Origin of the sequence: Variovorax paradoxus (assembly GCF_022009635.1) — a bacterium.
Lineage (GTDB): Bacteria > Pseudomonadota > Gammaproteobacteria > Burkholderiales > Burkholderiaceae_C > Variovorax.
In genome coordinates this window covers 6809417-6834539 of record NZ_CP091716.1, presented here as the reverse complement: position 1 = coordinate 6834539, position 25123 = coordinate 6809417, and the positions used below count along the sequence as shown (strand labels likewise).

Genomic DNA, 25123 nt, shown 5'->3' with positions numbered 1-25123 from the left:
TTGGCACGGCGCTTGCGTGGACCGACGTGCCGGCGCCCAGGCGCCAGGCGGCTGTGAACTCCAAAACGAAAGACCAACATGACTCCTGACATCCCTCTGTGGCCACTGATCGGCGTGGCCGTCATCATTGCGGGGTTCATCCTGCGCTTCAATCCGATGCTGGTGGTGATCGTCACGGCCATCGTGACGGCCGCCGCCGCGGGCTTCGGCCCCATGGCCATCCTCACGGCCATCGGCACCGGCTTCATCAAGACCCGCAACCTGCCGCTGATCATTCTTCTGCCGCTGGCGGTGATCGGGCTGCTGGAGCGCCACGGCCTGCGCCAGCATGCGCAGAACTGGATCGGCCGCATCAAGTCGGCCACCGCCGGGCGCCTCCTGATCGTCTACCTCGCCGCGCGCGAACTCACGGCGGCCATGGGCCTGACCAGCCTGGGCGGCCATCCGCAGATGGTGCGTCCGCTGCTCGCGCCGATGGCCGAGGGCGCCACCGAAACCCGCTACGGCAAGCTGCCCGAGCGCCTGCGCCACAAGCTGCGCGCCTATGCCGCGGCCACGGACAACGTGGGCCTGTTCTTCGGCGAAGACATCTTCGTGGCCTTCGGCGCCATCGTGCTGATGACCACCTTCCTGCATGAAGCCGGCATTGACGTCGAGCCGCTGCACGTGGCGATGTGGGGCATTCCGACGGCGATTGCCGCGTTCATCATCCATTCGTGGCGACTGCGCCGCCTCGACCAGGCGATTGCCCGCGAGATGGAAGGCACCCCGGGCACCGACGCGCCGGCCGTTCCCGCCACGCAAGAGGGCCGCTGATCATGATTCTCTCGATCCAGCACCTCTACATCCTGGTCGGCCTGATCCTCGCGATCACGGCCATCATGACGCTGACCGACCGCCAGCATCCCAAGCGCTACACCAGCGGCCTGTTCTGGGCGCTCTATTCGCTGGTGTTCCTGGTGGGCGACAAGCTGCCGCCCGCATGGGTGGGCGTGGGCGCCATCGCGATGGCCGTCATTGCCGGCATGCGCGGCGTCGGCGCGGGCAAGCACCGCGAGCCCTCGCCCGAGCAATACCAGGCCAGCGTCAAGCGCCTGGGCAACAAGCTCTTCATGCCGGCGCTGGCGATTCCGCTGGTCACTGTGATCGGCACCGTGCTGATGAGCAAGGTCAAGATCGGCGACGCATTCCTGCTCGACCCCAAGAACACCACGCTGGTGAGCCTGGGCGTGGGCTGCGTGGCGGCGCTGGCGCTGGCCTGCTGGCTGACCCGCGAGACGCCGGTGCAGGGCATGCGCGAATCGCGCCGCCTGACCGACGCGCTGGGCTGGGCCGTGGTGCTGCCGCAGATGCTGGGCATGCTGGGCCTGGTGTTCTCGGACGCGGGCGTGGGCAAGGCGGTGGCGCACATCACCACCAGCTACATCAACATGGACATCCGCTTCGTGGCCGTGGTGGTCTACGTGCTGGGCATGGCGCTCTTCACCATCATCATGGGCAACGGCTTCGCGGCCTTCCCGGTGATGACGGGCGGCGTCGGCGTGCCGGTGCTGGTGGGCGTGTACCACGGCGACCCGGCGGTGATGGCGGCCATCGGCATGTTCTCGGGCTACTGCGGCACGCTCATGACCCCGATGGCGGCCAACTTCAACATCGTGCCGGCGGCGCTGCTGGAGCTGCCCGACAAGAATGCGGTGATCAAGGTGCAGATACCGACCGCGGCAGCCTTGCTGGTGGTCAACATCTTCCTGCTGTATTTCCTGATGTTCCGCTGAAGGCCCTGCAATGAAGAAGACGACCGGCACTGCCTCCGCTCCCCGCGTGCTGCTCGCGGGCTTCGAGCCCTTCGAGAACGACCCCGTCAACCCCGCGTGGGAAATCGCCCGCGCGCTCGACGACTGGGCCTGCGAAGGCGCCGTGGCGCAGGCGGTGCAACTGCCCTGCGTGTTCGGCCGCGCCATCGACCGGCTCGATGAGGCGCTGCTGGCCGGCGCGCCGCCCGTGCTGGTGCTGTGCATCGGCGCGGCGGGCGGGCGCACCGAGATCTCGCTGGAGCGCGCCGCATTGAACGTCGACGACGCGCGCATTCCCGACAACGCCGGCTACCAGCCCATCGACATCCCGGTGGTCGAGGGCGGGCCGGCCGCGTACTTCAGCACGCTGCCGATCAAGGCCATGGTGCGCGACATGCGCGCGGCCGGGCTGCCGGCGGCGGTGTCCAACAGCGCGGGCACCTTTGTCTGCAACCACATCTTCTACGCACTGATGCACCGCATCGCGACGCAGCCCGCGCTCGCCGGCACGCGCGGCGGCTTCGTCCACGTGCCCTACCTGCCCGAGCAGGCGGCCTCCAAGCCCGGCATTGCCAGCATGGCGCTCGCGACGCAGGTCGAGGCCTTCCGCGTGGCGATCCGCACCGCGCTGAGCGTGCACGACGACGTGCGCGAGACCGGCGGCCGCCTGCATTGATGACCCCTGTGGCGTGCGCCTGGCCGCACGCCGGAAGAACCGACGATGAACATCGACTTGAACAGTGACCTCGGCGAGAGCCTGGGCGTGTGGCGCATGGGCGACGACGCCGCCATGCTGGATATCGTGAGCAGCGCCAACGTGGCCTGCGGCTTTCATGCGGGCGACCCCGCCGGCATCCTGCGCACGCTGCGCCAGGCCGCGCAGCGCGGCGTGGCGGTCGGCGCCCACGTGGCCTACCGCGACCTCGTGGGCTTCGGGCGCCGCAACATGGACGTGGAAAGCGCCGACCTGCGCGCCGACGTGATCTACCAGATCGGCGCCCTCAAAGGCCTGGCCGCGGCCGCCGGCACCACGGTGCGCTACGTGAAGCCGCACGGCGCGCTGTACAACACCATCGCCCATGACGAGCGCCAGGCGCGCGACGTGATCGCCGCCATCCGCGAGATCGACCCCGGCCTGTGCCTGGTGGCGCTGGCCGGCTCGCCGCTGCTGGACTGGGCCGAGGCGCAGGGCGTGCGCGCCGTGGCCGAGGCCTTTGCCGACCGCGCCTACACGCCGCAGGGCACGCTGGTGTCGCGCCGCGAACCCGGCGCCGTGCTGCACGACGCGCAGGACGTGGCCGAGCGCATGCTGCGGCTCGCCGAGGAAGGCGTGGTGACGGCCATCGACGGCAGCACAGTGCGCATCCGCGCCGAGTCGGTCTGCGTGCACGGCGACAGCCCCGGCGCGGTCGGCATGGCGCGGCAGGTGCGCGAGCGGCTGTCGCAGGCCGGCGTGACGATCGCCTCGTTCGTGGGCAAGAGCGCATGAGCATGCGCTGCCTGTCGGTCAACCTGAATGCCGTGCTGGTCGAGCTGGACGACCTGCAGCAGACGCTCGCGCTGCTCGCTTCGCTGCGCGCCCAGCCCATCGACGGCATCGAGGAACTGGTGCCCGCCGCGCGCACGCTGCTGATCACCTTCCGCCCGGCCGCGCTGTCCGCGGCGGAGCTCGCGCGCAGGCTGCGGCTGCGCAACCTCGACGCCCGCGAAACGCGCGTGGACAAACGCATCGAGATTCCCGTGCGCTACGACGGCGAAGACCTGGCCGAAGTGGCCGGCCTGCTCGGCATCGCGCCCGACGAGGTGGTGCGCCGCCACACCGGCAGCGACTACACGGTGGCCTTCACCGGCTTCGCGCCGGGATTCGCCTATCTGTCGGGCGGGCATCCGAGCCTGAACGTGCCGCGCCGCCAGGTGCCGCGCACCCGCATCCCGGCCGGCGCCGTGGGCCTTGCCGGCAGTTTCAGCGGCGTGTACCCGCAGGCCAGCCCCGGCGGCTGGCAGATCATCGGCGTGACCGACATGCCGATGTGGGACCTGTCGCGCGCAACGCCCGCGCTGCTGCAGCCGGGCGACACCGTGCGCTTCGTGGATGTCACCGCGTTGCCGGCGGCATCGCCCGTGCCCGCGAGCCAGGCGCCTTCCGCATTCGCCGCGACCGCACCCGGCGATTGCGCACTCGAGATCCGCGCCGCCGGCGTGCAGGCGCTCTTGCAGGACCGGGGCCGCCCCGGCCAGGCCCGCCAGGGCGTGTCGGTGTCCGGCGCAATGGACCAGCGCGCGCTGCAGGCGGCCAACCGGCTCGTCGGCAACGCCACCGACACCGCCTGCATCGAACTCGCCTATGGCGGCTTCCAGCTCGTCTGCCGTGGCGAGGCCGTGGTGGCCGTCACTGGCGCCGACGGCCCCGTCACGCTGACCCGCGCCGACGGCGTCAGTTGGCCGCTGCCGCGCTACCGGCCCTGCGCGCTGGCCGACGGCGACATGCTCTCGCTGGGCGAACCCGTCGCCGGCATCCGCAGCTACGTGGCGGTGCGCGGCGGCTTCGCGGTGGCGCCGGTGCTGGGCAGCCTCTCGAGCGACACGCTGGCTCGCATCGGTCCGCCCGCGCTGGCTGCCGGCGACGTGCTGCCGGTGCATGCGGTGCGCGTCGGCGCCGTGGTCGGCGTGCCCGAAACCCCGCCCTCTAACCTGCCCACCATGCAGGAAGAAATCGTGCTGGACATCGTGCCCGGCCCGCGCGCCGACTGGTTCACGCCCGAGGCCATCGCGCAGCTGTGCGGCCAGCCGTGGTTGGTCACGCCGCAGTCCAACCGCGTCGGGCTGCGCCTGGCCGGCGACCGGCCGATGGAGCGCGCCAACCTGGCCGAGCTGCCCAGCGAGGGCACCGCGCGCGGCTCCATCCAGGTGCCGCCCAGCGGCCAGCCCGTGCTGTTCCTGGCCGACCATCCGCTGACCGGCGGCTATCCCGTGATCGCCTCGGTCGCCACCCATCACCTGGACCGCGCGGGGCAAGTTCCCGTGAACGCCCGCGTCCGCTTCCAACCCGTGGCCGGACTCGGCCCGGTCGAACACTGATCGAGAGTCTTCCGATGAAAAAAGTCCTGATCGCCAACCGCGGCGAAATCGCCGTGCGCATCGCGCGCGCCTGCGCCGACTACGGCGTGAAATCGGTCGCCGTCTATGCCGATGCCGACATCGACGCGCTGCACGTGCGCATGGCCGACGAGGCCTACGGCCTGGAAGGCGACCGCCCGGCCGATACCTATCTGCACATCGCCAAGCTGCTGGCCGTGGCGGCGCGCAGCGGCGCCGACGCGGTGCACCCCGGCTACGGCTTCCTGTCCGAGAGCGCCGCGTTCGCGCAGGCCGTCATCGACGCGGGCCTGACCTGGGTCGGCCCGTCGCCGGCGGCCATCGCGCGGCTGGGCGACAAGGTGCAGGCGCGCAAGCTCGCCATGAAGGTCGGCGCGCCGCTGGTCGCGGGCACGGCCGACCCGGTGCAGAGCGCGGCCGAAGTGCTGGCCTTTGCCGAGAAGCACGGCCTGCCGGTGGCCATCAAGGCCGCGTTCGGCGGCGGCGGGCGCGGCATCAAGGTCGCGTGGCGCATGGACGAGGTCGAGGGTCTTTACGAGTCGGCCGTGCGCGAGGCCGTCACCGCCTTCGGGCGCGGCGAGTGCTATGTCGAGCAGTTCCTCGACCGCCCGCGCCATGTCGAGGCGCAGGTGCTGGGCGACACGCACGGCAACGTCGTGGTGCTGGGCACGCGCGACTGCTCGCTGCAGCGGCGCAACCAGAAGCTGGTGGAAGAAGCGCCCGCGCCCTTCCTGAGCGACGCGCAGCGCGAGCGCATCCACCAGTCGGCGCGCGACATCTGCGCCGAGGCCGGCTATACCGGCGCCGGCACGGTCGAGTTCATGCTCAGCGCGAGCGGCGCGATCTCGTTCCTCGAAGTCAACACGCGGCTGCAGGTCGAGCACCCGGTGACGGAGGAAACCACCGGCATCGACCTCGTGGTCGAGCAGCTGCGCATTGCCGACGGCCTGCCGCTGTCGGTCACCGATACGCCGGCGCCGCGCGGCCATGCCTTCGAGTTCCGGATCAACGCCGAGGACGTCGGCCGCGGCTTCCTGCCGACGCCGGGCCCGGTGAAGGTGTTCGACGTGCCCTCGGGCCCCGGCGTGCGCATCGACACCGGTGTGGCGGCCGGCTCCACCGTGCCGGGCACCTTCGACTCGCTGATGGCCAAGCTGATCGTCACCGGCGCCACGCGCGCGCAGGCCGTCGCGCGGGCGCGCCGCGCGCTCGCCGAATTCCGCATCGAAGGCGTGGCCTCGGTGCTGCCGTTTCATCGCGCCGCGATGGCGCATCCGGATTTCGTGTCCGGCGATGCCTTCAAGGTCCACACGCGCTGGATCGAAACCGACTTCGCCAACGGTGAAACCCCCGCCGAGCGGCCCGAGCCGCGGCCGGAGACCGCGCTGGTGCGCACCGCGATCGAGGTCGACGGCCGGCGCCTGTCGCTGGGCCTGCCGCCCGAACTGCTGCGCGGGTTGTCGTCGGCCCATGCGGGGAGCGCCGGCGGCGCCCCGTCGGCCGAGGCCGTGGTGGCGGTGCAGGACCCGGCGGCTGTGGCGGCGCCGGTGTCGGGCACGCTGCAGGGCTGGAAGGTTGCCGACGGCGAAGAGGTTGCCCAGGGCGCCGTGATCGCCGTCATGGAGGCGATGAAGATGGAAATGCAGGTGCTCGCGCACCGCGCGGGGCGAATCGCCTTCGGCGTGGCGGCGGGCGGCTACGTGACGGTGGGGGCGACGATCGCGACCATCGGCTGATGGGCCCCAAACGGCTGCCGCTTCTTTCTTATTTATTCTTCTTATTTAAGTTAGTAGTAGTAGATAAGGGTAAACCCGGTCTGTGGACAGCAGGCTTTTTCTCAGGCCTGACAACGACTTGCCACACCCGTGTCACTGTGTACACGTCTGTTTTGGCGGTGTCCTGGAAAAAGAACAACTCTGGAGCGAACAGCGCGGCTGTGGACAAGTGCGGCTTTGTGCCGAAACTGTCCCCAGAGTTGTCCTGCCAAGGCCCCAGGACCGCCGGGACACGGGCGCTTGCGCATAATTGACGCAAGCTATGACTCTCACCGAACTCAAATACATCGTCGCAGTAGCCCGCGAACGGCACTTCGGCAAGGCGGCCGAGGCCTGCTACGTCTCCCAGCCGACCCTTTCGGTCGCGATCAAGAAGCTGGAGGACGAACTGGAGGTCAAGCTCTTCGAGCGCAGCGCCGGCGAAGTGACCGTCACCCCTCTTGGCGAGCAGATCGTGCAGCAGGCGCAAAGCGTGCTCGACCAGGCCGCCAGCATCAAGGAAATCGCCAAGCGCGGCAAAGACCCGCTGGCCGGTCCGCTGAATCTGGGCGTGATCTACACCATCGGGCCCTACCTGCTGCCCGACCTCGTTCGTCAGGTGATCCAGCGCACGCCGCAGATGCCGCTGGTGCTGCAGGAGAACTTCACCGTCAAGCTGCTGGAGATGCTGCGCGCCGGCGAGATCGACTGCGCCGTCATGGCCGAGCCTTTTCCCGACACGGGCCTGGCAATGGCGCCGCTGTACGACGAGCCCTTCATGGCGGCCCTGCCCGCGAAGCACAAGTTCGCCGACCGCGAATCCATCACGTCCGAGGAACTGCAGAGCGAGACCATGCTGCTGCTGGGCACGGGCCATTGCTTCCGCGACCACGTGCTCGAGGTCTGCCCCGAGTTCGCGCGCTTCTCCAGCAACGCCGAGGGCATCCGCAAGAGCTTCGAAGGCTCGTCGCTGGAAACCATCAAGCACATGGTGGCCTCGGGCATGGGCGTGACGCTGGTGCCGCGGCTGTCGGTGCCGGCCGAGGCGCTCAAGCCCAAGGTCAAGGGCCGCAAGGAAGTCGAGCAGATGGTGCGCTACCTGCCGGTGCGCGACGCGCACGACCGCGACCCGCCCACGCGCCGCGTGGTGCTCGCATGGCGGCGCACCTTCACGCGCTACGAGGCCATCGCGGCGCTGCGCAATGCGATCTATGCGTGCGAGCTGCCGGGCGTCAAGCGCCTGTCCTGAAGGCGGCAATTCGGGGAATCGGCCTACGCGGCGGCTGTTTTGAATCGTTGATCGCTGAGATAGAGTGACGCTGTTGCGAAGCCGCACTGCGGCTTTCAGAATCGAAGCGTTCCACCCAACTTGAAGAAAGAGTTCTCCTCATGGCCAAAGCCTCGAAGAAATCGTCGCCTGCTTCCTCCGCCGGCAAGGTGCCCAAGAAGGGCGGCGCGGTGGTCGCGCAGGAGTCGGGCAGCCGCAATGCGCCGATCATCAACATCGGCATCGAGCGCCAGGACCGCGCAGCCATCGCCGAAGGCCTGAGCCGCGTGCTGGCAGACACCTACACGCTGTACCTCACCACGCACAACTTTCACTGGAACGTGACGGGCCCGCACTTCAACTCGCTGCATGCGATGTTCATGGGCCAGTACACCGAACTGTGGGGCGCCACCGACGTGCTGGCCGAGCGCATCCGCGCGCTGGGCCACTACGCACCGGGCTCCTACGCCGAGTTCAGCAAGATCGCCACCGTGCCCGACGTGCCCCAGACCCCGCCCAAGGCGATGGAGATGGTGCGCATCCTGGTGAAGGGCCACGAGACCGTCTCGCGCATCGCGCGCGAATTCATCCCCGTGGCCGAGGAAGCCGGCGACGACCCGACGGCCGACATGCTGACCGCGCGCTGCACGGTGCACGACCAGACCGCGTGGATGCTGCGTTCCCTGCTCGAAGACTGAGCACGCGCTTTCCTCGCACCGGCACAAGAGCGGCACAATGGCCGCTCTTTTTTTGCCCGTCTTCTTTCTTTCGCATGCTCGCCCGTCGTTTCGCGCTCTACCTCGACCTGATCCGCTGGAATCGCCCCGCTGGCTGGCTGCTGCTGCTGTGGCCCACGCTGGGCGCGCTGTGGTTCGCCGCCGACGGCTGGCCGGGCTGGCACCTGGTGGTGGTGTTCACGCTGGGCACCTTCCTCATGCGCAGCGCCGGCTGCTGCGTCAACGACGTGGCCGACCGCGACTTCGACCGCCACGTCAAGCGCACGGCGCAGCGGCCCGTGACCAGCGGCGCGATGTCGGTCAAGGAGGCGCTGGGGCTCGGCGTGGTGCTGGCGCTGGTGTCCTTCGGCCTGGTGCTCACCACCAACCGCACGACGGTGCTGTGGTCGTTCGCGGCGCTGGCCATCACGCTGATCTATCCCTTCGCCAAGCGCTTCGTGTCGATCCCGCAGGCGGTGCTGGGCATTGCCTTCAGCTTCGGCATTCCGATGGCCTTCGCGGCGGTGCAGTCGCACGTGCCCGTGTTCGCCGCGTGGCTGCTGGCGGGCAACCTGTTCTGGGTGCTGGCCTACGACACCGAATACGCGATGGTCGACCGCGACGACGACCTCAAGATCGGCATGAAGACCTCGGCCATCACCTTCGGCCGCTTCGACGTGGCGGCGGTGATGGCGAGCTACGCGATCTTTCTCGCGGTGTGGATCTGGGCCGGCGCGAGCCGTTCGCTGGGCGTGCTTTTCTATGCCGGCATCGCCGTGGCCGCGGCGCAGGCGCTGTGGCACTGGCGGCTCATTCACGACCGCACGCGCGAGGGCTGCTTCAAGGCCTTCCGGCTGAACCACTGGCTGGGCTTCGCGGTGTTCGCCGGCATCGTCGCGGGCTACGCGCTTCGCTGAACATGATGTCCGACGCACCGCTGCAGCAGCTGAAGCAGAAGATCGGCCAGGAGGGCTTCTCCGAATGGCACTGCATCACGCAGGAGATGGTCGACCGCTATTCGGAACTGTCGGGCGACGGCGAGGGCGAATGGATCCACCTCGACCCCGAGCGCGCGGCGCGCGAGGCGGACTACGGCGGCACCATCGTGCAGGGCTTCTTCCAGGTGTCGCACCTGATCCGTCTGACCGGCGAAGCCATGCGCACGCTGCTGCCGTTCGACTCGAATCACGCGCTCAACTACGGCTTCGACCGCCTGCGCTTCGTGCGGCCGATGCCGGTGGGCGTGCGCTTCCGGGCGCGGGTGCGCATCGCGGAAGTGACACCCAGGGCCGGCGACAGCTTCTTGCTGAAGGAAGAGGTCCGGCTCGAGCTGGAAGACGGCACCGTCACGCTGGCGGCCGAATGGCTCTTCCTGCTCGGGCCGCGTGCGTTGCCCGAGGCCTGAGATCAGCCGCGCCCGAATTCCTCGCCCAGCTCGGCGGCGCGCTTCTGCGCGGCGCGGATGGCGGTCTTGAACTGCGCCTTCACGTCCGCTGCTTCCAGCGAAGTGATCGCGGCGTAGGTGGTGCCGCCCTTGGAGGTGACGCGCGCACGCAGCACCGACGGAGGTTCCGTCGCGCTGTGCGCCAGCGCCGAGGCGCCCGTGAAGGTGCCGATGGCCAGGCGCTGGGCCTGGTCGGGCGTCAGGCCCATTTCGACGCCGGCCTCGGTCATGGCCTCGATGAAATAGAACACGTAGGCCGGCCCTGAGCCCGACATGGCGGTCACGGCGTCGAGCGCGGGTTCGGCGTCGACCCAGATCAGCTCGCCGGTGGGCGCCAGCAGCTGGCCGACCAGCGAGCGGTCGGCGCCGGTGACGCCGGCGCGCGCGAACAGGCCGGTCATGCCCTTGCCCACCAGCGCGGGCGTGTTGGGCATGGCGCGCACCACGCGCTCGGTGCCCAGCCAGCGGGCGATGCTGTCCGACGGAATGCCCGCGGCCACGCTGAGTTGCAGCGCGCCATCGGCGAATTCGCGCACCGGGCGGGTGGCCTCGGCAAAGGTCTGGGGCTTGACAGCCCAGACCACAACCTCGCAGCGCGACAGCGCTTCGCCGGCCTCGGCCTTCGCGATGATGCCGAACGACTGCGCCAGCTTCGCGCGGGCCTCCTCGAAGGGCTCGACCACCTCGAACGACTCGGCCGGGCTGCCTTGCTGGATCAATCCGCCGATGATGGCGCTCGCCATGTTGCCGCCACCGATGAAGGCGACGGGCGGCAGCGGCGAAGGGGCGGTGCGGGGCAGGAAAGTGACGGCGATGGTCATGGTCGGTCGGGTTTATTCGAAGGCGAATGCTGCGAACTGGGTGATCTGCAGCGGATTGAAATTGTCGTCGCTCACGACCACCAGCATGCGCTTGCCGTCGGGCAGGGGTGGACCCCAGCACATGCCCTCGGTGTTGTCGAGGCGGGACAGGCCGAGGGCGGCGAAGTCGGCCACCAGGGTCTTGGCGGCCGGGCGGTGATTGCCGGGGGCGAGCGTGTCGGTGGAGAGCACGTCGCTGGCGGCGCGGGTGTCGATTTCATACAGGCGCAGCGAGTTGCCCGTGCCGGTGGCATAGGCGCGCTCCAGCACCAGCATGCGGTGGGCGTCGATCATCAGGATCTCGCTCACGCCGTTGTCGGCATAGGTGCCAGGCACCAGCGGGCGCAGCGGAATGGCGTCGGGCACGTAGGCGATCTGGCGCACGGCGCGGCCGGTTTCCAGGTCGACCTGGGTGAAGCGGCAGGGGCCGCCGGGCGCGCCGGCGGTGGGCTCAGGGCCGTCCTGGATCAGCGCGTTTTCCATGCCCAGCCAGGCGAAGCGGCCGTCCGGCGTGAGGGCCACGCCCTCGAAGGTCAGATTGTCGCGCGGGCCGCGGCGCTTGGCCGGGTCGGGCAGGAACATCGGCGGCATGGCGAATTCGCGTAGAAAGCGCCCGTCGCGGGTGGATTCGTACAGCGCGGGGCCGAAGCCCCGGGCGATGTCGCCTTCGCTGGTCCACAGGATGGTGTCGGTCGAGGGGCGCAGGCGCAGTGCCTCGGGGTCCGGAACCGGGAGGCCGGCCATGGCCTGGCGCCGGCCGGGCCAGGGGCCGCCGCCGGGGCGTTGCAGCTGTATCACGCCCGTGGGCTCGGGCGGGGCGGCCTGCTGTTGGGGCCAACGCGCCGTGTAGTAGCGCACCGGATCGAAGTCTGATCGGTCATCGCTGATGAGCAGGTACTCACCTCGCGACGGATCGTAGTCGATGCCCGAGAGCCCGCCCACCGTGGTGCCTTCTATATGAAGGCGGTGCGCCCAGCGCGCCTCGGCCATGAGCCGCAGCCGGCCGGGGTCTTGCTGCGGCGCGGCGCTCCTGCAGGCGCCCAGGCCCAGCGCAGCCAGGCCGGCCGCGCCCGCCAGCAGCCTGCGGCGGTTCTGCAACAGGGGTGAAAAGGTGGATTTCCCGGGAGTGCGCACCTTCCGGAGTCTAGTGCCAGCGCTTGGTGGTGTAATAGGGCTGTTGACATCGGCATAAGTGCGTGCAACAATCGCAGGCTTCGCTTCCAAAAGGCGAAGCTTTCAGCCCAAAGCGGAAGTGCCTCGAGTGGTTCGAGGTGCAGACGACGGGCCCAAGACTGACCGCGGTGTCTCCCTCCTGGAGGCACATCGGTACAAGTTGGGAATATCAAGAAATGATCCAAACTGAATCCCGGCTCGAAGTGGCCGACAACACAGGCGCGAAATCCGTCCTGTGTATCAAGGTGCTCGGTGGCTCCAAGCGGCGTTACGCCAGCGTGGGCGACGTCATCAAGGTCAGCATCAAGGAAGCCGCTCCGCGTGGTCGCGTCAAGAAGGGCGAGATCTACAGCGCAGTGGTGGTTCGCACCGCCAAGGGCATCCGTCGCGCCGACGGTTCGCTCGTCAAGTTCGACGGCAATGCCGCCGTGCTGCTCAATGCCAAGCTGGAGCCCATCGGCACCCGCATCTTCGGACCGGTCACGCGCGAACTGCGCACCGAGAAGTTCATGAAGATCGTGTCGCTGGCACCCGAAGTTCTCTAAGGACAACAACGCCATGAACAAGATTCGCAAAGGCGACCAGGTCATCGTGTTGGCCGGCCGTGACAAGGGCAAGCGGGGCACCGTCTCGCTGCGCAAGGATGACTCGCACGTCGTCATCGAAGGCCTGAACCTCGTCAAGAAGCACACCAAGCCAAACCCCCTCAAGGGTACGACCGGTGGCATCGTCGAGAAGTCCATGCCCATCCACCAATCCAACGTGGCGATCTTCAATGCCGCGACCGGCAAGGCCGATCGCGTGGGCATCAAGATCTCCCAGGGTGCTGACGGCAAGCGCGTGGCTGTTCGCGTCTTCAAGTCCAGCGGCGACGAAATCAAGTTCGCCTAAGAGGTACTCACATGGCACGTCTCCAACAACACTATCGCGAAAAGATCGCGAAAGACCTGACGGAAAAGTTCGGCTACAAGTCGCCGATGCAGGTTCCGCGCCTCACCAAGATCACCCTGAACATGGGTGTGGGTGAAGCAGTCGCCGACAAGAAGGTTCTCGACAACGCTGTCGCCGACCTGACCAAGATCGCTGGCCAGAAGCCCGTGGTTACCAAGTCGAAGAAGGCTATCGCCGGTTTCAAGATCCGCGAAAACCAGCCCATCGGCTGCATGGTCACGCTGCGTGGCGTGCAGATGTATGAGTTCCTGGACCGTTTCGTGACCATCGCGCTGCCGCGTGTTCGCGACTTCCGCGGCATCTCCGGCCGTGCGTTCGACGGCCGTGGCAACTACAACATCGGCGTCAAGGAACAGATCATCTTCCCCGAGATCGAGTACGACAAGGTCGATGCCCTGCGCGGTCTGAATATCAGCATCACGACGACGGCCAAGACCGATGAAGAAGCCAAGGCGCTTCTCGCCGGCTTCCGTTTCCCGTTCAAGAACTGAGGTGATCCGTGGCTAAAGCATCTTTGATCCAGCGCGAACTGAAGCGCGACAAGCTGGTTGCCAAGTTCGCTGCGAAGCACGCGGAACTGAAGGCGACTTCCAACGACGTGAAGAAGACCGACGAAGAGCGTGCAGCTGCCCGTCTGGCGCTGCAAAAGCTCCCGCGCAACGCGAACCCCACGCGTCAGCGCAACCGTTGCGAAATCACCGGTCGCCCCCGTGGCACCTTCCGTCAATTCGGTCTGGCCCGCGCCAAGATCCGCGAACTGGCTTTCAACGGCGACATCCCCGGTGTCACCAAGGCCAGCTGGTAAGCCAGGCAGGAGCAAACAACATGAGCATGAGTGATCCCATTGCCGACCTGCTGACGCGTATCCGTAACGCGCAGATGGTGGCGAAGCCCACCGTGTCGGTTCCGTCTTCCAAGGTGAAGATCGCAATCGCACAAGTCCTGAAGGACGAGGGCTACATCGACGGCTTCCAGGTCAAGACCGAAGCCGGCAAGAGCGAACTTGAAATCTCGCTGAAGTACTACGCTGGCCGTCCGGTCATCGAGCGCATCGAGCGCGTGAGCCGCCCCGGCCTGCGTGTCTACAAGGCCAGTGCTTCCATTCCGCAAGTCCAGAACGGCCTCGGCGTTGCGATCGTCACGACCCCCAAGGGCGTGATGACCGACCGCAAGGCTCGCGCCTCCGGTGTCGGCGGCGAAGTTCTGTGCTACGTCGCCTAACCGAGACATCGAGGAGTTACTGAAATGTCCCGAGTAGGAAAAATGCCGATCACCATCCCCGCAGGCGTGGATGTGTCGATCAAGGAAGACCAGATCAGCGTCAAGGGCACGGGCGGTTCGCTCAGCCTGGCCCGCAATTCGCTGGTGAAGATCGTCAGCAATGACGGCAAGCTGAACTTCGAGCCCGCCAACGATTCGCGTGAAGCGAACGCAATGAGCGGCACGATCCGTCAGCTGGTGAACAACATGGTGGTTGGCGTGACCAAGGGCTTCGAGAAGAAGCTCAACCTGGTCGGCGTCGGCTACAAGGCCGCAGCTTCCAACAACAAGCTGAACCTGCAAGTCGGTTATTCGCACCCGGTCAACATCGACATGCCGCAAGGCATCACGGTGGCCACCGCGACCCCGACCGAAATCGTGATCAAGGGTGCTGACCGTCAGCGCGTTGGTCAAATCGCCGCTGAGATCCGCGCTGTTCGTCCGCCCGAGCCTTACAAGGGCAAGGGTATCCGTTATTCGGACGAGAAGATCGTGATCAAAGAGACCAAGAAGAAGTAAGGGGCAGCAAAATGATGTTGACCAAAAAAGCACAGCGTCTTCGCCGCTCGCGCCAGACCCGCATTCGCATCGCGACGCAGGGCGTGGCCCGTCTGACGGTGAACCGCACCAACCTGCACATCTATGCAACCGTCATCTCCGACGACGGCTCCAAGGTGATTGCAACCGCATCGACGGCAGAAGCCGAAGTGCGTACCTCGCTCGGCGGTTCGGGCAAGGGCGGCAATGCCGCCGCAGCCACCGCCGTCGGCAAGCGCATCGCTGAAAAGGCGAAGGCAGCCGGCGTCGAGAAGGTCGCTTTCGACCGCGCAGGTTTCGCATACCACGGCCGCGTCAAGGCGCTGGCCGAGGCCGCCCGCGAAGCCGGCCTGCAGTTCTAACCGGACACGAGATTCAAAATGGCAAAGATTCAGGCAAGAACGCAGAACGAAGGCCCCGAGGACGGTTTGCGCGAGAAGATGATCGCGATCAACCGCGTCACCAAGGTGGTGAAAGGTGGTCGTATCCTCGGTTTCGCAGCACTCACCGTGGTCGGTGATGGCGATGGTCGCGTCGGCATGGGCAAGGGCAAGTCGAAGGAAGTGCCCGCTGCAGTGCAGAAGGCCATGGAAGAAGCGCGTCGCAACCTGCTGAAGGTTTCGATCAAGAACGGCACGCTGCACCACCAGGTGCAGGGCCACCATGGTGCTTCGACGGTCGTGATGTACCCGGCTCCCAAGGGTACCGGCATCATCGCCGGCGGCCCGATGCGCGCCGTGTTCGAAGTGATGGGTATCACCGACATCGTGGCCAAGAGCCATGGTTCGTCGAACCCCTACAACATGGTTCGCGCCACGCTCGACGGGTTGAAGAACTCGACGACCGCGGGTCAAGTGGCTGCCAAGCGCGGCCTCACCGTCGAAGAAATCTTCGCTTAAGCGCAAGCCGAAAGAAGCATTCAAATGACGCAACAACAAACCCTCAAGGTCCAATTGGTCAAGAGCCCGATCGGTACCAAGGAATCGCATCGCGCGACCGTGCGTGGCCTCGGCCTGCGCAAGCTCAACAGCGTGAGCGAGCTGCAAGACACCCCGGCGGTGCGCGGCATGATCAACAAGATCAGTTATCTGGTCAAAGTTCTGTAAGAGAGACTGATATGGAACTCAATGGCATCAAGCCGGCGGATGGCGCCAAGCACGCCAAGCGTCGCGTTGGCCGTGGCATCGGCTCTGGCATCGGCAAGACCGCGGGTCGCGGTCACAAGGGTCAGAAGTCGCGCGCAGGCGGTTTCCACAAGGTCGGCTTCGAAGGCGGTCAAATGCCGCTGCAGCGTCGCCTGCCGAAGCGTGGCTTCAAGTCGCACCTGCTGAAGTTCAACGCCGAAGTCACGCTGACTGCCCTCGAGCAGCTCGGCCTGGCCGAAGTGGACATCCTGGCGCTGAAGCAAGCCGGCCTCGTCGGCCAGCTCGCCAAGGTCGTCAAGGTCGTCAAGACCGGCGAACTGACCAAAGCCGTCAAGCTGACGGGCGTGGGCGCTACCGCTGGTGCCAAGGCTGCGATCGAAGCAGCCGGCGGCAGCATCGCCTGATCACCATCGGACTGAAAGAAGTTCTTCGTGGCAACTAACGCGGCAACGATCGCAAAAACAGGCAAGTTCGGCGACCTTCGTCGTCGGCTCGTCTTTTTGCTGCTCGCGCTCGTGGTCTACCGGATTGGCGCGCACATTCCTGTGCCGGGTATCAACCCGGACCAGCTGGCAGCGTTGTTCCAGGGCCAACAGGGCGGCATTCTGAGCCTGTTCAACATGTTCTCGGGCGGGGCGCTGTCGCGCTTCACCGTGTTCGCGTTGGGGATCATGCCGTACATCTCGGCGTCGATCATCATGCAGCTGATGACCTACGTGCTTCCGACCTTCGAGCAATTGAAGAAGGAAGGCGAGGCCGGCCGCCGCAAGATCACGCAGTACACGCGCTACGGCGCGCTGGGTCTGGCACTGTTCCAATCGTTCAGCATCGCAGTGGCGCTCGAGTCGTCGGCTGGCCTGGTCATCGCACCCGGCTTCGGCTTCCGCCTCACGGCAATGGTGAGCCTGACGGCAGGTTCGATGTTCCTGATGTGGCTCGGCGAGCAGATCACCGAACGCGGCCTGGGCAACGGCATCTCGATCCTGATCTTTGCAGGTATCGCGGCGGGCCTGCCCAACGCAATCGGCGGCCTGGCTTCGCTGGTGACGACCGGTGCGATGAATCCGATCATCGCGCTCTTCATCATCGCCGTCGTGGTGCTGGTCACCTACTTCGTGGTGTTCGTCGAACGCGGCCAGCGCAAGATCCTCGTGAACTATGCGCGACGCCAGGTCGGCAACAAGGTCTACGGCGGCCAATCGTCGCACCTGCCCTTGAAGCTGAACATGGCCGGTGTGATCCCGCCGATCTTCGCTTCGTCGATCATCCTGCTGCCCGCAACGGTGGTCGGCTGGTTCAGTACCGGTGAAGGCGGTTTCCGCTGGATCAAGGACGTTGCCGGCGCATTGCGTCCGGGCGAGCCGATCTACGTGCTGCTGTATGCCGCTGCGATCGTTTTCTTCTGCTTCTTCTACACGGCACTCGTGTTCAACAGCAAGGAAACGGCCGACAACCTGAAGAAGAGTGGTGCATTCATTCCTGGCATTCGCCCGGGTGACCAGACCGCTCGCTATATCGACAAGATTCTGGTTCGCCTGACGTTGGCCGGCGCGGTGTACATCACCTTCGTCTGCCTGCTGCCCGAGTTCCTGATCCTGAAGTACAACGTGCCGTTCTACTTCGGTGGTACCTCCCTGCTGATCATCGTGGTCGTCACGATGGACTTCATGGCCCAGGTGCAAAACTACATGATGTCCCAGCAGTACGAATCGCTGCTGAAGAAGGCTAACTTCAAGACATCGTAGGGCTGTGAGTTTCAGTATTGAGAATATTGGGTGAGTGGGCGGTGTACCGCCACGTTAAACAGTTTTAGGAGAATGAAATGAGAGTTTCGGCTTCGGTCAAAACCATCTGCCGTAATTGCAAGGTCATCCGCCGTAAAGGTGTGGTGCGTGTGATTTGCACCGACCCGCGCCACAAGCAGCGCCAGGGTTGATTGAAGAGTATTAGAGGACGCACATGGCACGTATTGCTGGCATCAACATCCCGCCGCACAAGCACGCTGAAATCGGCCTGACCGCCATCTTCGGCATCGGTCGCACCCGCGCCCGTCAAATCTGCGAAGCGAGCGGCATCGAATATTCGAAGAAGATCAAGGATCTGACCGACGCCGATCTCGAGAAGATCCGCGACCAGATCGCTCTGTTCACGATCGAAGGCGATCTGCGTCGCGAAACGACGATGAACATCAAGCGTTTGATGGACATCGGTTGCTATCGCGGCTTCCGTCACCGTCGCGGCCTGCCGATGCGCGGCCAGCGCACGCGCACCAACGCCCGCACCCGCAAGGGTCCGCGCAAGGCTGCGCAGTCCCTGAAGAAATAAGGATAGACCAGCATGGCTAAAGCACCTGCAAACAACGCCGCACAGCGCGTTCGCAAGAAGGTTCGCAAGAACGTCGCGGACGGTATCGCCCACGTGCATGCCTCGTTCAACAACACCATCATCACGATCACCGATCGCCAGGGCAACGCCCTGTCGTGGGCTTCGTCGGGTGGCCAAGGCTTCAAGGGCTCGCGCAAGTCGACCCCGTTCGCAGCGCAGGTCGCTTCCGAAGTTGCCGGCCGTGCTGCTGTCGAACAAGGTATCAAGAACCTCGACGTCGAGATCAAGGGCCCCGGTCCTGGTCGCGAGTCGTCGGTGCGCGCACTGGCTGCGCTCGGCATCCGGATCAATTCCATTGCCGACGTGACGCCCGTTCCGCACAACGGCTGCCGTCCCCAGAAGCGTCGCCGCATCTGATCGTCAGTCCGCAAGGCGCAGCCGGCTTTTTCAAGCGGCTGCGCATTTGTTTTTTTATCTAAGCCCACCGCCATCCGCGCTCCGCAGATGGCTCCCGCAGGTAACTGCGGCAGATGACACAAAGGAAAAATCGTGGCACGTTACCTCGGCCCCAAGGCCAAACTTTCCCGCCGTGAAGGCACCGACCTGTTCCTGAAGAGCGCCCGCCGCTCCATCCAGGACAAGGCCAAGTTCGACTCCAAGCCCGGCCAGCATGGTCGTACCTCGGGTCAGCGTACCTCCGACTACGGTCTGCAGCTGCGTGAAAAGCAGAAGGTCAAGCGCATGTACGGCGTGCTCGAGAAGCAATTCCGCCGTTACTTCGAAGAGGCCGATCGCCGCCGTGGCAACACTGGCGCGAACCTGCTGTTCATCCTCGAATCGCGCCTGGACAACGTCGTCTACCGCATGGGCTTCGGCTCGACCCGCGCCGAAGCGCGCCAGCTCGTGTCGCACAAGGCGATCACGGTGAACGGTCAGTCGGTCAACATCCCGTCGTACTTGGTCAAGACCGGCGACGTGATCGCCGTGCGCGACAAGTCGAAGAAGCAGAACCGCATCGTCGAAGCGCTGCAACTCGCCCAGCAAGTCGGTATCCCGGCTTGGGTCGACGTGAATGCCGACAAGGCCGAAGGCACGTTCAAGAAGGTGCCCGATCGCGACGAATTCGCAGCCGACATCAACGAATCGCTGATCGTCGAACTGTATTCGCGTTGATTTTTTCTACCCGCACCCGCCCTTCGGCGCGTGCGGGAGATTGTTATTGTTGTTCACGTTCCTGCTCCGCGCTTCGTCGCGGATCAGGTGCTTCACCAGCCTTACCGGTGTAACGAGCCGGGGGTATTGAGAGGAAGTCTGCATGCAAACCACCCTGCTGAAACCCAAGACCATTCAGGTCGAGCAACTTGCCGCCAACAAGGCCAAGGTCACGCTCGAGCCTTTCGAGCGCGGCTACGGCCACACGCTCGGCAACGCGCTGCGTCGCGTTCTGCTGTCGTCCATGGTTGGCTACTCGGCCACCGAAGTCACGATCGCTGGCGTTCTGCATGAGTACTCGTCGATCGACGGCGTGCAGGAAGATGTCGTCAACATCCTTCTGAACCTCAAGGGCGTGGTGTTCAAGCTCCACAACCGCGACGAAGTCACGCTGAGCCTGCGCAAGGACGGCGAAGGCCCGGTCCTGGCATCGGACATCCAGACCCCGCACGACGTCGAGATCATCAACCCCGATCACGTGATCGCGCACCTGTCGCAAGGCGGCAAGCTCGACATGCAGATCAAGGTCGAAAAGGGTCGCGGCTACGTGCCCGGCACGATGCGCCGCTACGCGGACGAACCGACGAAGTCGATCGGCCGCATCGTTCTCGACGCGTCGTTCTCGCCCGTCAAGCGCGTGAGCTACACGGTCGAAAGCGCTCGTGTCGAACAGCGTACCGACCTGGACAAGCTGCTGGTCGAGATCGAAACCAACGGTGCGATCACCGCGGAAGACGCAGTGCGCGCTTCGGCTAAAATCCTGGTCGAACAGCTCGCAGTGTTCGCGCAGCTCGAAGGCGGCGAACTCGCGGCATTCGATGCACCGACACCGCGCAGCGCACAGCAGTTCGATCCGATCCTGCTGCGCCCTGTCGACGAGCTCGAGCTCACCGTGCGTTCGGCGAACTGCCTGAAGGCCGAAAACATCTACTACATCGGTGATCTGATCCAGCGCACCGAAAACGAGCTGCTCAAGACCCCGAATCTGGGTCGCAAGTCGCTCAACGAAATCAAGGAAGTGCTCGCCTCCCGCGGCCTGACCTTGGGTATGAAGCTCGAAAGCTGGCCGCCGGCCGGTCTCGACAAGCGTTGAATTGAATTTTTGAATTTGGCTCCTTAAAGAGCCAGTGCACCGGGCAGTACCTGATACGGCTGCCTGTTTTTATAAAGTAAAGGAAAAGCACCATGCGTCACGGACACGGACTTCGCAAACTCAACCGCACCAGCTCGCACCGCCTTGCGATGCTGCAGAACATGATGAACTCGCTCATCGAGCACGAAGTCATCAAGACCACGGTCCCCAAGGCCAAGGAACTGCGCCGCGTCATCGAACCGATGATCACGCTCGCCAAGAAGCCCACGCTGGCCAACAAGCGCCTGGCTTTCGACCGCCTGCGCGACCGCGACAGCGTCGTGAAGCTCTTCGGCGAACTCGGCCCGCGTTTCGCAGCCCGTCCGGGCGGCTACACGCGCATCCTGAAGATGGGTTTCCGCGTGGGCGACAACGCGCCGATGGCGCTGGTCGAACTCGTCGACCGTCCTGAAATTAAAGAAGACGCAGCCGAGCAAAACGCTGCTGAATAAGCTATAATTTATTCTTGCCGCGCGATGGAGCAGCCTGGTAGCTCGTTGGGCTCATAACCCAAAGGTCGCAAGTTCAAATCTTGCTCGCGCAACCAATTTAAAAGGCCCTTTGAATTTCAAAGGGCCTTTTTCTTGGTCGGTAAATGAATTGAAAAAGCCCTCGCAAAGAGGGCTTTTTTGTTTCCGAAATTTGCGCGCTCTATCTATTTACCAGCACCTCAGCCGTGCCACCCTGAACAGCGGATCACGCTGCAAAAGTTGCCCCGGTGAAAGTGCGGCTCCTTGTCGCCGATGACATCTGCCTTGACGTTGCCGAAGGTCGTCTCGGGCTTGTGCCTGATGCCGTCGTAGAAGGCCTGGATGATGTCTTCCTTGAAGTGTTCGGTACGCGGATGTGCTTGCACGACCTGTGTCCGTTCGGCTTCGCTGTATTCCTTGTAGGTCAGGCCCAGAACGTCCATCTCGACGCCGGCCGTGACCAGTGCCACCACCGGGTGCATATGCTGCGGAATACCAGGCGTCGTGTGCAGCGCGATCGCAGTCCACACCAGGTCGATGTCTTGCTGAGAGATCCCGTGCCCGCGCAGAAAGTCGCGCGCCACGTTCGCGCCGTCCACTTCGAACCGTTCATGCGCGCTGCTGTGCTGCTTCAGTAGCCCCATGTCGTGGAACATGGCTCCGGCGTACAGCAACTCGGGGTCGAATGTCAGTCCGCGGCGCTTGCCGGCGAGGGCGCCGAAGTAAAACACTCGGCTTGAATGGTGAAAGAGCAGCGGCGTCGCCGTGTCCCGAACCAGTTCCGTGATCTCGCGTGCGAGCTTGCTGTCGGGTATGCGTACCCCTTCGATATCCGTTGTCGTCAAAGCCATGTGGGTTTCTCCTGTGAAGTCGAAGCCAACTTTAGAAGTGGGCTAACGTGGCTTCAATCGCCATGAAACGGCGAATCCAGACATTAGCCTCGCGAAAGCGCCCCAGATCCATGAAAGCAACAAAGACCATCGCGATCCTCGCCATGCCTGGCGTGCAGTTGCTCGACGTGTCCGGTCCGCTCGACGTGTTTGCCGAAGCCAACCTGCAAGCCAAGGCACAGGCCTACAGGCTGCTGGTGGTCGCGAGCAAACGAGGCCCTGTTCGCAGCTCCTCGGGCGTGAGGCTGATGCCTGATGCAACCATCGGCGATGCAATGCACGAGCCCATCCACACCCTGCTCGTCGCCGGCTCGCCACATGCGGCCGACGCAGCATCCGATGCGAATGTCAGCGCATGGCTGAAGCAGCAGACGCCCAAGTTGCGCCGGTTCGGCTCCGTCTGCAGCGGCGCTTTCGTGCTGGCACAGGCGGGGCTGCTGAACGGCCGGCGCGTCACCACGCATTGGGCGGTGGCCGAGCAGCTTGCGCGAGACTATCCCTCGGTCACCGTCGATGCCGACGCCATCCACGTGCGCGACGGCCGTCTGCGCACTGCCGCGGGTGTCACCGCGGGCCTGGATCTGTCGCTCGCGCTGGTCGAGGAAGACCTCGGTCGCGACATTGCCATGAAGGTCGCCGCACAGCTCGTGATGTTCTTCAAGCGCCCCGGTGGCCAGATGCAGTTCAGCCGCAAGGGCGAAGCCGCGCCCACAGGCCGTTCAGCCTTGCAGGAGGTCCAGCGCTGGATCGCGGCCAACCCCGCACAAGACCATGGCGTCGCCAATCTCGCGGCGCGCATGGGCCTCAGCGAACGTCACTTCGCGCGGCTCTTCAGGCAGGAGGTCGGGGTCACACCCGCGGCATGGGTGGAAGATGTTCGCGTGACCGCCGCGCGTCGCCTGCTGGAGGCGGGAGACGCGGCACCCAAGCAGGTGGCCTTCCAATGCGGATTCGCCGATGCCGACACGCTGCGCCGCGCGTTCCAGCGGCATGTCGGCATCACGCCAGCGGAGTACCGCAAGCGTTTCGCGCATGCCATCGGCTGACGGACGACAGCATGCGCAGGGACGGCATCATCAGTCCGGAATGACCGCCGTCACCTCGATCTCGACCTTCGCGCGGTGCTCGACCAGCGCCGCCACCTGCACGCAGGTCATGGCCGGGAAGTTGCGCCCCATCGCGTCGCGATAGACCGGGCCCAGCTCGGACAGCCGGCGGCTGTACTCGTCGCGGTCCGTCACGTACCAGGTCATGCGCACCATGTGCTCGGGGCCCGCGCCGCCGGCGCGCAGCACCTCGGCGATGTTGCGCAGCGCTTGGCCGCACTGGTCGATGAAGTCGTCCGATTCGAACTGTTGCTGCGCATTCCAGCCGATCTGGCCGCCGACGAACAGCATCGTTCCGCGAGCGGCCACGCCGTTCGCATAGCCCTTGGGAGGCAGCCAGCCTTCGGGCTGCAGGAGTTTGTTGATCATCATGATGTCGTGTTGAGTTGTCTCAGTTTGAATCGCTGGAGCTTGCCGGTCTCGGTGCGCGGAAGCGCCGTGACGAACTCGATCTCCCGCGGATATTTGAAAGGCGCGATCGTCGCCTTCACATGGTCCTGCAGCGTCTTCACCATTGCTGCGTCGCCTTCTTGGCCGGGCTTGAGCACGCAGAAGGCCTTGACGATCATGCCGCGGTCGGCGTCGGGCTTGCCGATCACGCCGCACTCCGCCACGGCGGGGTGCTTCAGCAGCGCGTCTTCCACCTCCGGGCCGCCGACGTTGTAGCCGGCCGTGATGATCATGTCATCCGCACGAGCCTGGTAGAAAAAGTATCCGTCGTCGTCCTGCACGAACGAATCGCCGGGGTAGTTCCAGCCGTTCTTCACGTAGTCGGCCTGGCGCGGATCGTCGAGGTAGCGGCAGCCCACGGGGCCCTGCAGCGCAAGCTTGCCGACGGTGCCATGCGGCACCTCGTTGCCCTCGTTGTCCACCACTTTCGCGGTGAAGCCTGGCACCGCCTTGCCGACAGCGCCGCGGCGTACCTCGTTGCCGGCAGCGGAAATATAGATGTGGAACACCTCGGTGCCGCCGATGCCGTCGAGCATCTCGATGCCCGTGGCCTCTTTCCACAGCTGCCGCGTGGCATCGGGCAGCGCCTCGCCGGCGCTCACGCTGATGCGAAGGCTCGGCATGCCGTGCTGTTTCACGAACGGCGCCATCTGGCGATAGAACGTGGGCGCCGTGTAGCTGATGGTCGCGCCGACCTGGTTGATGAGCTTCACGAGGCCTTCGGGCGAGAACGGCGCATCGGGAAAGTACATCGAGGCACCGGCCCACATCGGGAACACCAGCAGTCCGCCGAGACCGAAGGTGAAGGCCAGCGGCGGCGAGCCCACCACGATGTCGTCGCTGCGCGCCTTGAGCACGTGGCGCGGCCATGTCTCGCACATCGCGAGCACATCGCGGTGCGTTGTCACCGGTGCCTTCGGCTTGCCCGTGGTGCCGGACGTGAACGCGAGCAGCGCGATGTCGTCCGCCGCCGTGGGGCAGGCGGTGAACACGCCGCTCTTCTTCGCGGCGCGCGACGAGAGCGAGTCCGGTGCATCGGGCTGGTTGAACGCGATCACGGTGGCGAGCACCGGATGCTCCCGTTGCGCGGTCGCGAGTTCGTCGAGCAACCGGCCATCGCACAGCGCGGCCACGGGCTGCGCCTTCTCGATGATCTCGCCCAGTTCCTTCGAACGCAGCAGCGGCATGGTCGCGACCGCGATCAGCCCCGCCTTCACCACCGCGAGCCAAGCCAGGGCCATCGCCACCGAGTTGCCGCCGCGCAGCAGCACGCGGTTGCCCGGTACCAGCCCCAGGTCTTCCGTCAGCACTTGCGCTATGCGGTTGACCTCCACGGCCGCTTGCGAGTACGTCAGCGTGCCCTGCGGCGAACGCAGCATCGGGTTGTCGCCGAAGCCCTTGGCGGTTGCCTTGTCGAGCAATTCCTCCACCAGGTTCAACTGGTCGGGCAGTTGCAACTCGGGCAGGTCATAGCGAAAGACGGGCAGCTGCGCGGCAGGCGGCAGGCGGTCGTGAACGAAGCGGTCGACTTGGGCAGACACG

33 protein-coding genes and 1 tRNA gene are annotated in these 25123 nt (G+C 65.4%); 29 read left to right on the top strand and 5 right to left on the bottom strand.

Going from position 1 to position 25123, the window contains the following annotated elements; genetic code table 11:
• Positions 1–78 precede the first annotated feature (78 nt).
• The 10 genes from L3V85_RS32080 to L3V85_RS32035 all read left to right on the top strand — a co-directional run bounded on the left by L3V85_RS32080 (position 79) and on the right by L3V85_RS32035 (position 10031).
• Positions 79–816 (top strand): DUF969 domain-containing protein, encoded by a 738-nt coding sequence (locus L3V85_RS32080; RefSeq protein WP_237676619.1) that lies wholly within the window; start codon positions 79–81, stop codon positions 814–816.
• Positions 817–818: 2 nt separating this feature from the next.
• A complete protein-coding gene (locus L3V85_RS32075) occupies positions 819–1775 on the top strand; it encodes a DUF979 domain-containing protein (RefSeq protein ID WP_237676618.1) in 957 nt (318 codons plus the stop codon).
• Positions 1776–1785: 10 nt separating this feature from the next.
• Entirely contained in the window at positions 1786–2469 is a 684-nt protein-coding gene (pcp, locus tag L3V85_RS32070) for a pyroglutamyl-peptidase I (RefSeq protein WP_237676617.1), read from the top strand.
• Positions 2470–2514: 45 nt separating this feature from the next.
• On the top strand, positions 2515–3282 hold the full coding sequence (locus tag L3V85_RS32065) for a LamB/YcsF family protein (protein ID WP_237676616.1): 768 nt from the start codon (positions 2515–2517) through the stop codon (positions 3280–3282).
• Positions 3283–3284: 2 nt separating this feature from the next.
• Positions 3285–4871: a 5-oxoprolinase/urea amidolyase family protein gene (locus tag L3V85_RS32060; RefSeq protein ID WP_237680694.1), complete on the top strand. Its 1587-nt coding sequence runs from the start codon at positions 3285–3287 to the stop codon at positions 4869–4871.
• Between the two features lie 14 nt (positions 4872–4885).
• The gene (locus tag L3V85_RS32055; RefSeq protein ID WP_237676615.1) at positions 4886–6625 is read left to right on the top strand and encodes an acetyl/propionyl/methylcrotonyl-CoA carboxylase subunit alpha; all 1740 of its coding nucleotides are present in this window, start codon (positions 4886–4888) and stop codon (positions 6623–6625) included.
• Positions 6626–6926: 301 nt separating this feature from the next.
• The gene (locus L3V85_RS32050; protein ID WP_237676614.1) at positions 6927–7892 is read left to right on the top strand and encodes a LysR substrate-binding domain-containing protein; all 966 of its coding nucleotides are present in this window, start codon (positions 6927–6929) and stop codon (positions 7890–7892) included.
• 140 nt (positions 7893–8032) lie between these two features.
• Complete coding sequence (locus L3V85_RS32045; protein WP_272934412.1) at positions 8033–8608, top strand: Dps family protein; 576 nt, start codon at positions 8033–8035, stop codon at positions 8606–8608.
• Between the two features lie 74 nt (positions 8609–8682).
• A complete protein-coding gene (gene ubiA / locus L3V85_RS32040; RefSeq protein ID WP_237676613.1) occupies positions 8683–9543 on the top strand; it encodes a 4-hydroxybenzoate octaprenyltransferase in 861 nt (286 codons plus the stop codon).
• Positions 9544–9545: 2 nt separating this feature from the next.
• Complete coding sequence (locus L3V85_RS32035; protein WP_237676612.1) at positions 9546–10031, top strand: MaoC/PaaZ C-terminal domain-containing protein; 486 nt, start codon at positions 9546–9548, stop codon at positions 10029–10031.
• Positions 10032–10033: 2 nt separating this feature from the next.
• Here the strand turns inward: L3V85_RS32035 and proC are convergent, their stop codons facing one another.
• Together proC and L3V85_RS32025 are read right to left on the bottom strand one after the other, a co-directional pair.
• Positions 10034–10891: a pyrroline-5-carboxylate reductase gene (proC, locus tag L3V85_RS32030; RefSeq protein ID WP_237676611.1), complete on the bottom strand. Its 858-nt coding sequence runs from the start codon at positions 10889–10891 to the stop codon at positions 10034–10036.
• Between the two features lie 12 nt (positions 10892–10903).
• Positions 10904–12028: an esterase-like activity of phytase family protein gene (locus tag L3V85_RS32025; protein ID WP_237676610.1), complete on the bottom strand. Its 1125-nt coding sequence runs from the start codon at positions 12026–12028 to the stop codon at positions 10904–10906.
• A 251-nt stretch (positions 12029–12279) separates the two neighbouring features.
• Between L3V85_RS32025 and rplN the strand changes: the two genes are divergently transcribed.
• From rplN to L3V85_RS31935, 18 genes are all read left to right on the top strand, one after another.
• Positions 12280–12648, top strand: a complete 369-nt coding sequence (gene rplN / locus L3V85_RS32020; protein WP_009124801.1) for a 50S ribosomal protein L14 — start codon at positions 12280–12282, stop codon at positions 12646–12648.
• Positions 12649–12661: 13 nt separating this feature from the next.
• A complete protein-coding gene (rplX, locus tag L3V85_RS32015) occupies positions 12662–12994 on the top strand; it encodes a 50S ribosomal protein L24 (RefSeq protein ID WP_130427180.1) in 333 nt (110 codons plus the stop codon).
• An 11-nt stretch (positions 12995–13005) separates the two neighbouring features.
• A complete protein-coding gene (gene rplE, locus L3V85_RS32010; protein WP_013544114.1) occupies positions 13006–13545 on the top strand; it encodes a 50S ribosomal protein L5 in 540 nt (179 codons plus the stop codon).
• Positions 13546–13553: 8 nt separating this feature from the next.
• Positions 13554–13859, top strand: coding sequence for a 30S ribosomal protein S14 (gene rpsN, locus L3V85_RS32005; protein WP_237676609.1), 306 nt, complete (start codon positions 13554–13556; stop codon positions 13857–13859).
• A 20-nt stretch (positions 13860–13879) separates the two neighbouring features.
• Complete coding sequence (gene rpsH, locus L3V85_RS32000) at positions 13880–14275, top strand: 30S ribosomal protein S8 (RefSeq protein ID WP_081267428.1); 396 nt, start codon at positions 13880–13882, stop codon at positions 14273–14275.
• Positions 14276–14299: 24 nt separating this feature from the next.
• The gene (gene rplF / locus L3V85_RS31995) at positions 14300–14833 is read left to right on the top strand and encodes a 50S ribosomal protein L6 (RefSeq protein ID WP_237676608.1); all 534 of its coding nucleotides are present in this window, start codon (positions 14300–14302) and stop codon (positions 14831–14833) included.
• A gap of 14 nt (positions 14834–14847) precedes the next feature.
• Positions 14848–15213 (top strand): 50S ribosomal protein L18, encoded by a 366-nt coding sequence (gene rplR / locus L3V85_RS31990; RefSeq protein ID WP_081267539.1) that lies wholly within the window; start codon positions 14848–14850, stop codon positions 15211–15213.
• A gap of 18 nt (positions 15214–15231) precedes the next feature.
• A complete protein-coding gene (rpsE, locus tag L3V85_RS31985; protein ID WP_081267430.1) occupies positions 15232–15750 on the top strand; it encodes a 30S ribosomal protein S5 in 519 nt (172 codons plus the stop codon).
• A gap of 24 nt (positions 15751–15774) precedes the next feature.
• Positions 15775–15957, top strand: coding sequence for a 50S ribosomal protein L30 (gene rpmD / locus L3V85_RS31980; protein WP_019653974.1), 183 nt, complete (start codon positions 15775–15777; stop codon positions 15955–15957).
• Positions 15958–15968: 11 nt separating this feature from the next.
• Entirely contained in the window at positions 15969–16400 is a 432-nt protein-coding gene (gene rplO / locus L3V85_RS31975; RefSeq protein ID WP_108138726.1) for a 50S ribosomal protein L15, read from the top strand.
• Positions 16401–16427: 27 nt separating this feature from the next.
• Positions 16428–17741, top strand: coding sequence for a preprotein translocase subunit SecY (gene secY, locus L3V85_RS31970; RefSeq protein WP_009124822.1), 1314 nt, complete (start codon positions 16428–16430; stop codon positions 17739–17741).
• 77 nt (positions 17742–17818) lie between these two features.
• The gene (gene rpmJ / locus L3V85_RS31965; protein WP_013544106.1) at positions 17819–17932 is read left to right on the top strand and encodes a 50S ribosomal protein L36; all 114 of its coding nucleotides are present in this window, start codon (positions 17819–17821) and stop codon (positions 17930–17932) included.
• Positions 17933–17955: 23 nt separating this feature from the next.
• The gene (gene rpsM, locus L3V85_RS31960; protein WP_013544105.1) at positions 17956–18321 is read left to right on the top strand and encodes a 30S ribosomal protein S13; all 366 of its coding nucleotides are present in this window, start codon (positions 17956–17958) and stop codon (positions 18319–18321) included.
• A gap of 12 nt (positions 18322–18333) precedes the next feature.
• Entirely contained in the window at positions 18334–18738 is a 405-nt protein-coding gene (gene rpsK / locus L3V85_RS31955) for a 30S ribosomal protein S11 (protein WP_009124825.1), read from the top strand.
• Positions 18739–18870: 132 nt separating this feature from the next.
• Complete coding sequence (rpsD, locus tag L3V85_RS31950) at positions 18871–19494, top strand: 30S ribosomal protein S4 (protein ID WP_009124826.1); 624 nt, start codon at positions 18871–18873, stop codon at positions 19492–19494.
• Positions 19495–19636: 142 nt separating this feature from the next.
• Positions 19637–20626: a DNA-directed RNA polymerase subunit alpha gene (locus L3V85_RS31945; protein ID WP_237676607.1), complete on the top strand. Its 990-nt coding sequence runs from the start codon at positions 19637–19639 to the stop codon at positions 20624–20626.
• A gap of 92 nt (positions 20627–20718) precedes the next feature.
• Positions 20719–21117, top strand: a complete 399-nt coding sequence (gene rplQ / locus L3V85_RS31940; RefSeq protein ID WP_081267431.1) for a 50S ribosomal protein L17 — start codon at positions 20719–20721, stop codon at positions 21115–21117.
• An 18-nt stretch (positions 21118–21135) separates the two neighbouring features.
• A tRNA-Met gene (locus L3V85_RS31935) sits at positions 21136–21212 on the top strand.
• Between the two features lie 123 nt (positions 21213–21335).
• Here the strand turns inward: L3V85_RS31935 and L3V85_RS31930 are convergent.
• Positions 21336–21986 carry an HD domain-containing protein gene (locus tag L3V85_RS31930; protein WP_237676606.1) on the bottom strand — a complete coding sequence of 217 codons (651 nt, stop codon included), beginning with the start codon at positions 21984–21986 and terminating at the stop codon, positions 21336–21338.
• A 110-nt stretch (positions 21987–22096) separates the two neighbouring features.
• On the opposite strand from L3V85_RS31930, the gene L3V85_RS31925 reads away from it, so the two are divergent.
• A complete protein-coding gene (locus L3V85_RS31925) occupies positions 22097–23071 on the top strand; it encodes a GlxA family transcriptional regulator (RefSeq protein ID WP_237676605.1) in 975 nt (324 codons plus the stop codon).
• A 30-nt stretch (positions 23072–23101) separates the two neighbouring features.
• Here L3V85_RS31925 and L3V85_RS31920 read toward each other — a convergent pair whose 3' ends face one another.
• Entirely contained in the window at positions 23102–23500 is a 399-nt protein-coding gene (locus tag L3V85_RS31920) for a RidA family protein (RefSeq protein WP_081267432.1), read from the bottom strand.
• Entirely contained in the window at positions 23500–25122 is a 1623-nt protein-coding gene (locus L3V85_RS31915; protein WP_237676604.1) for an AMP-binding protein, read from the bottom strand. The genes L3V85_RS31920 and L3V85_RS31915 overlap by 1 nt, the downstream gene beginning before the upstream one ends.
• Position 25123 lies beyond the last annotated feature (1 nt).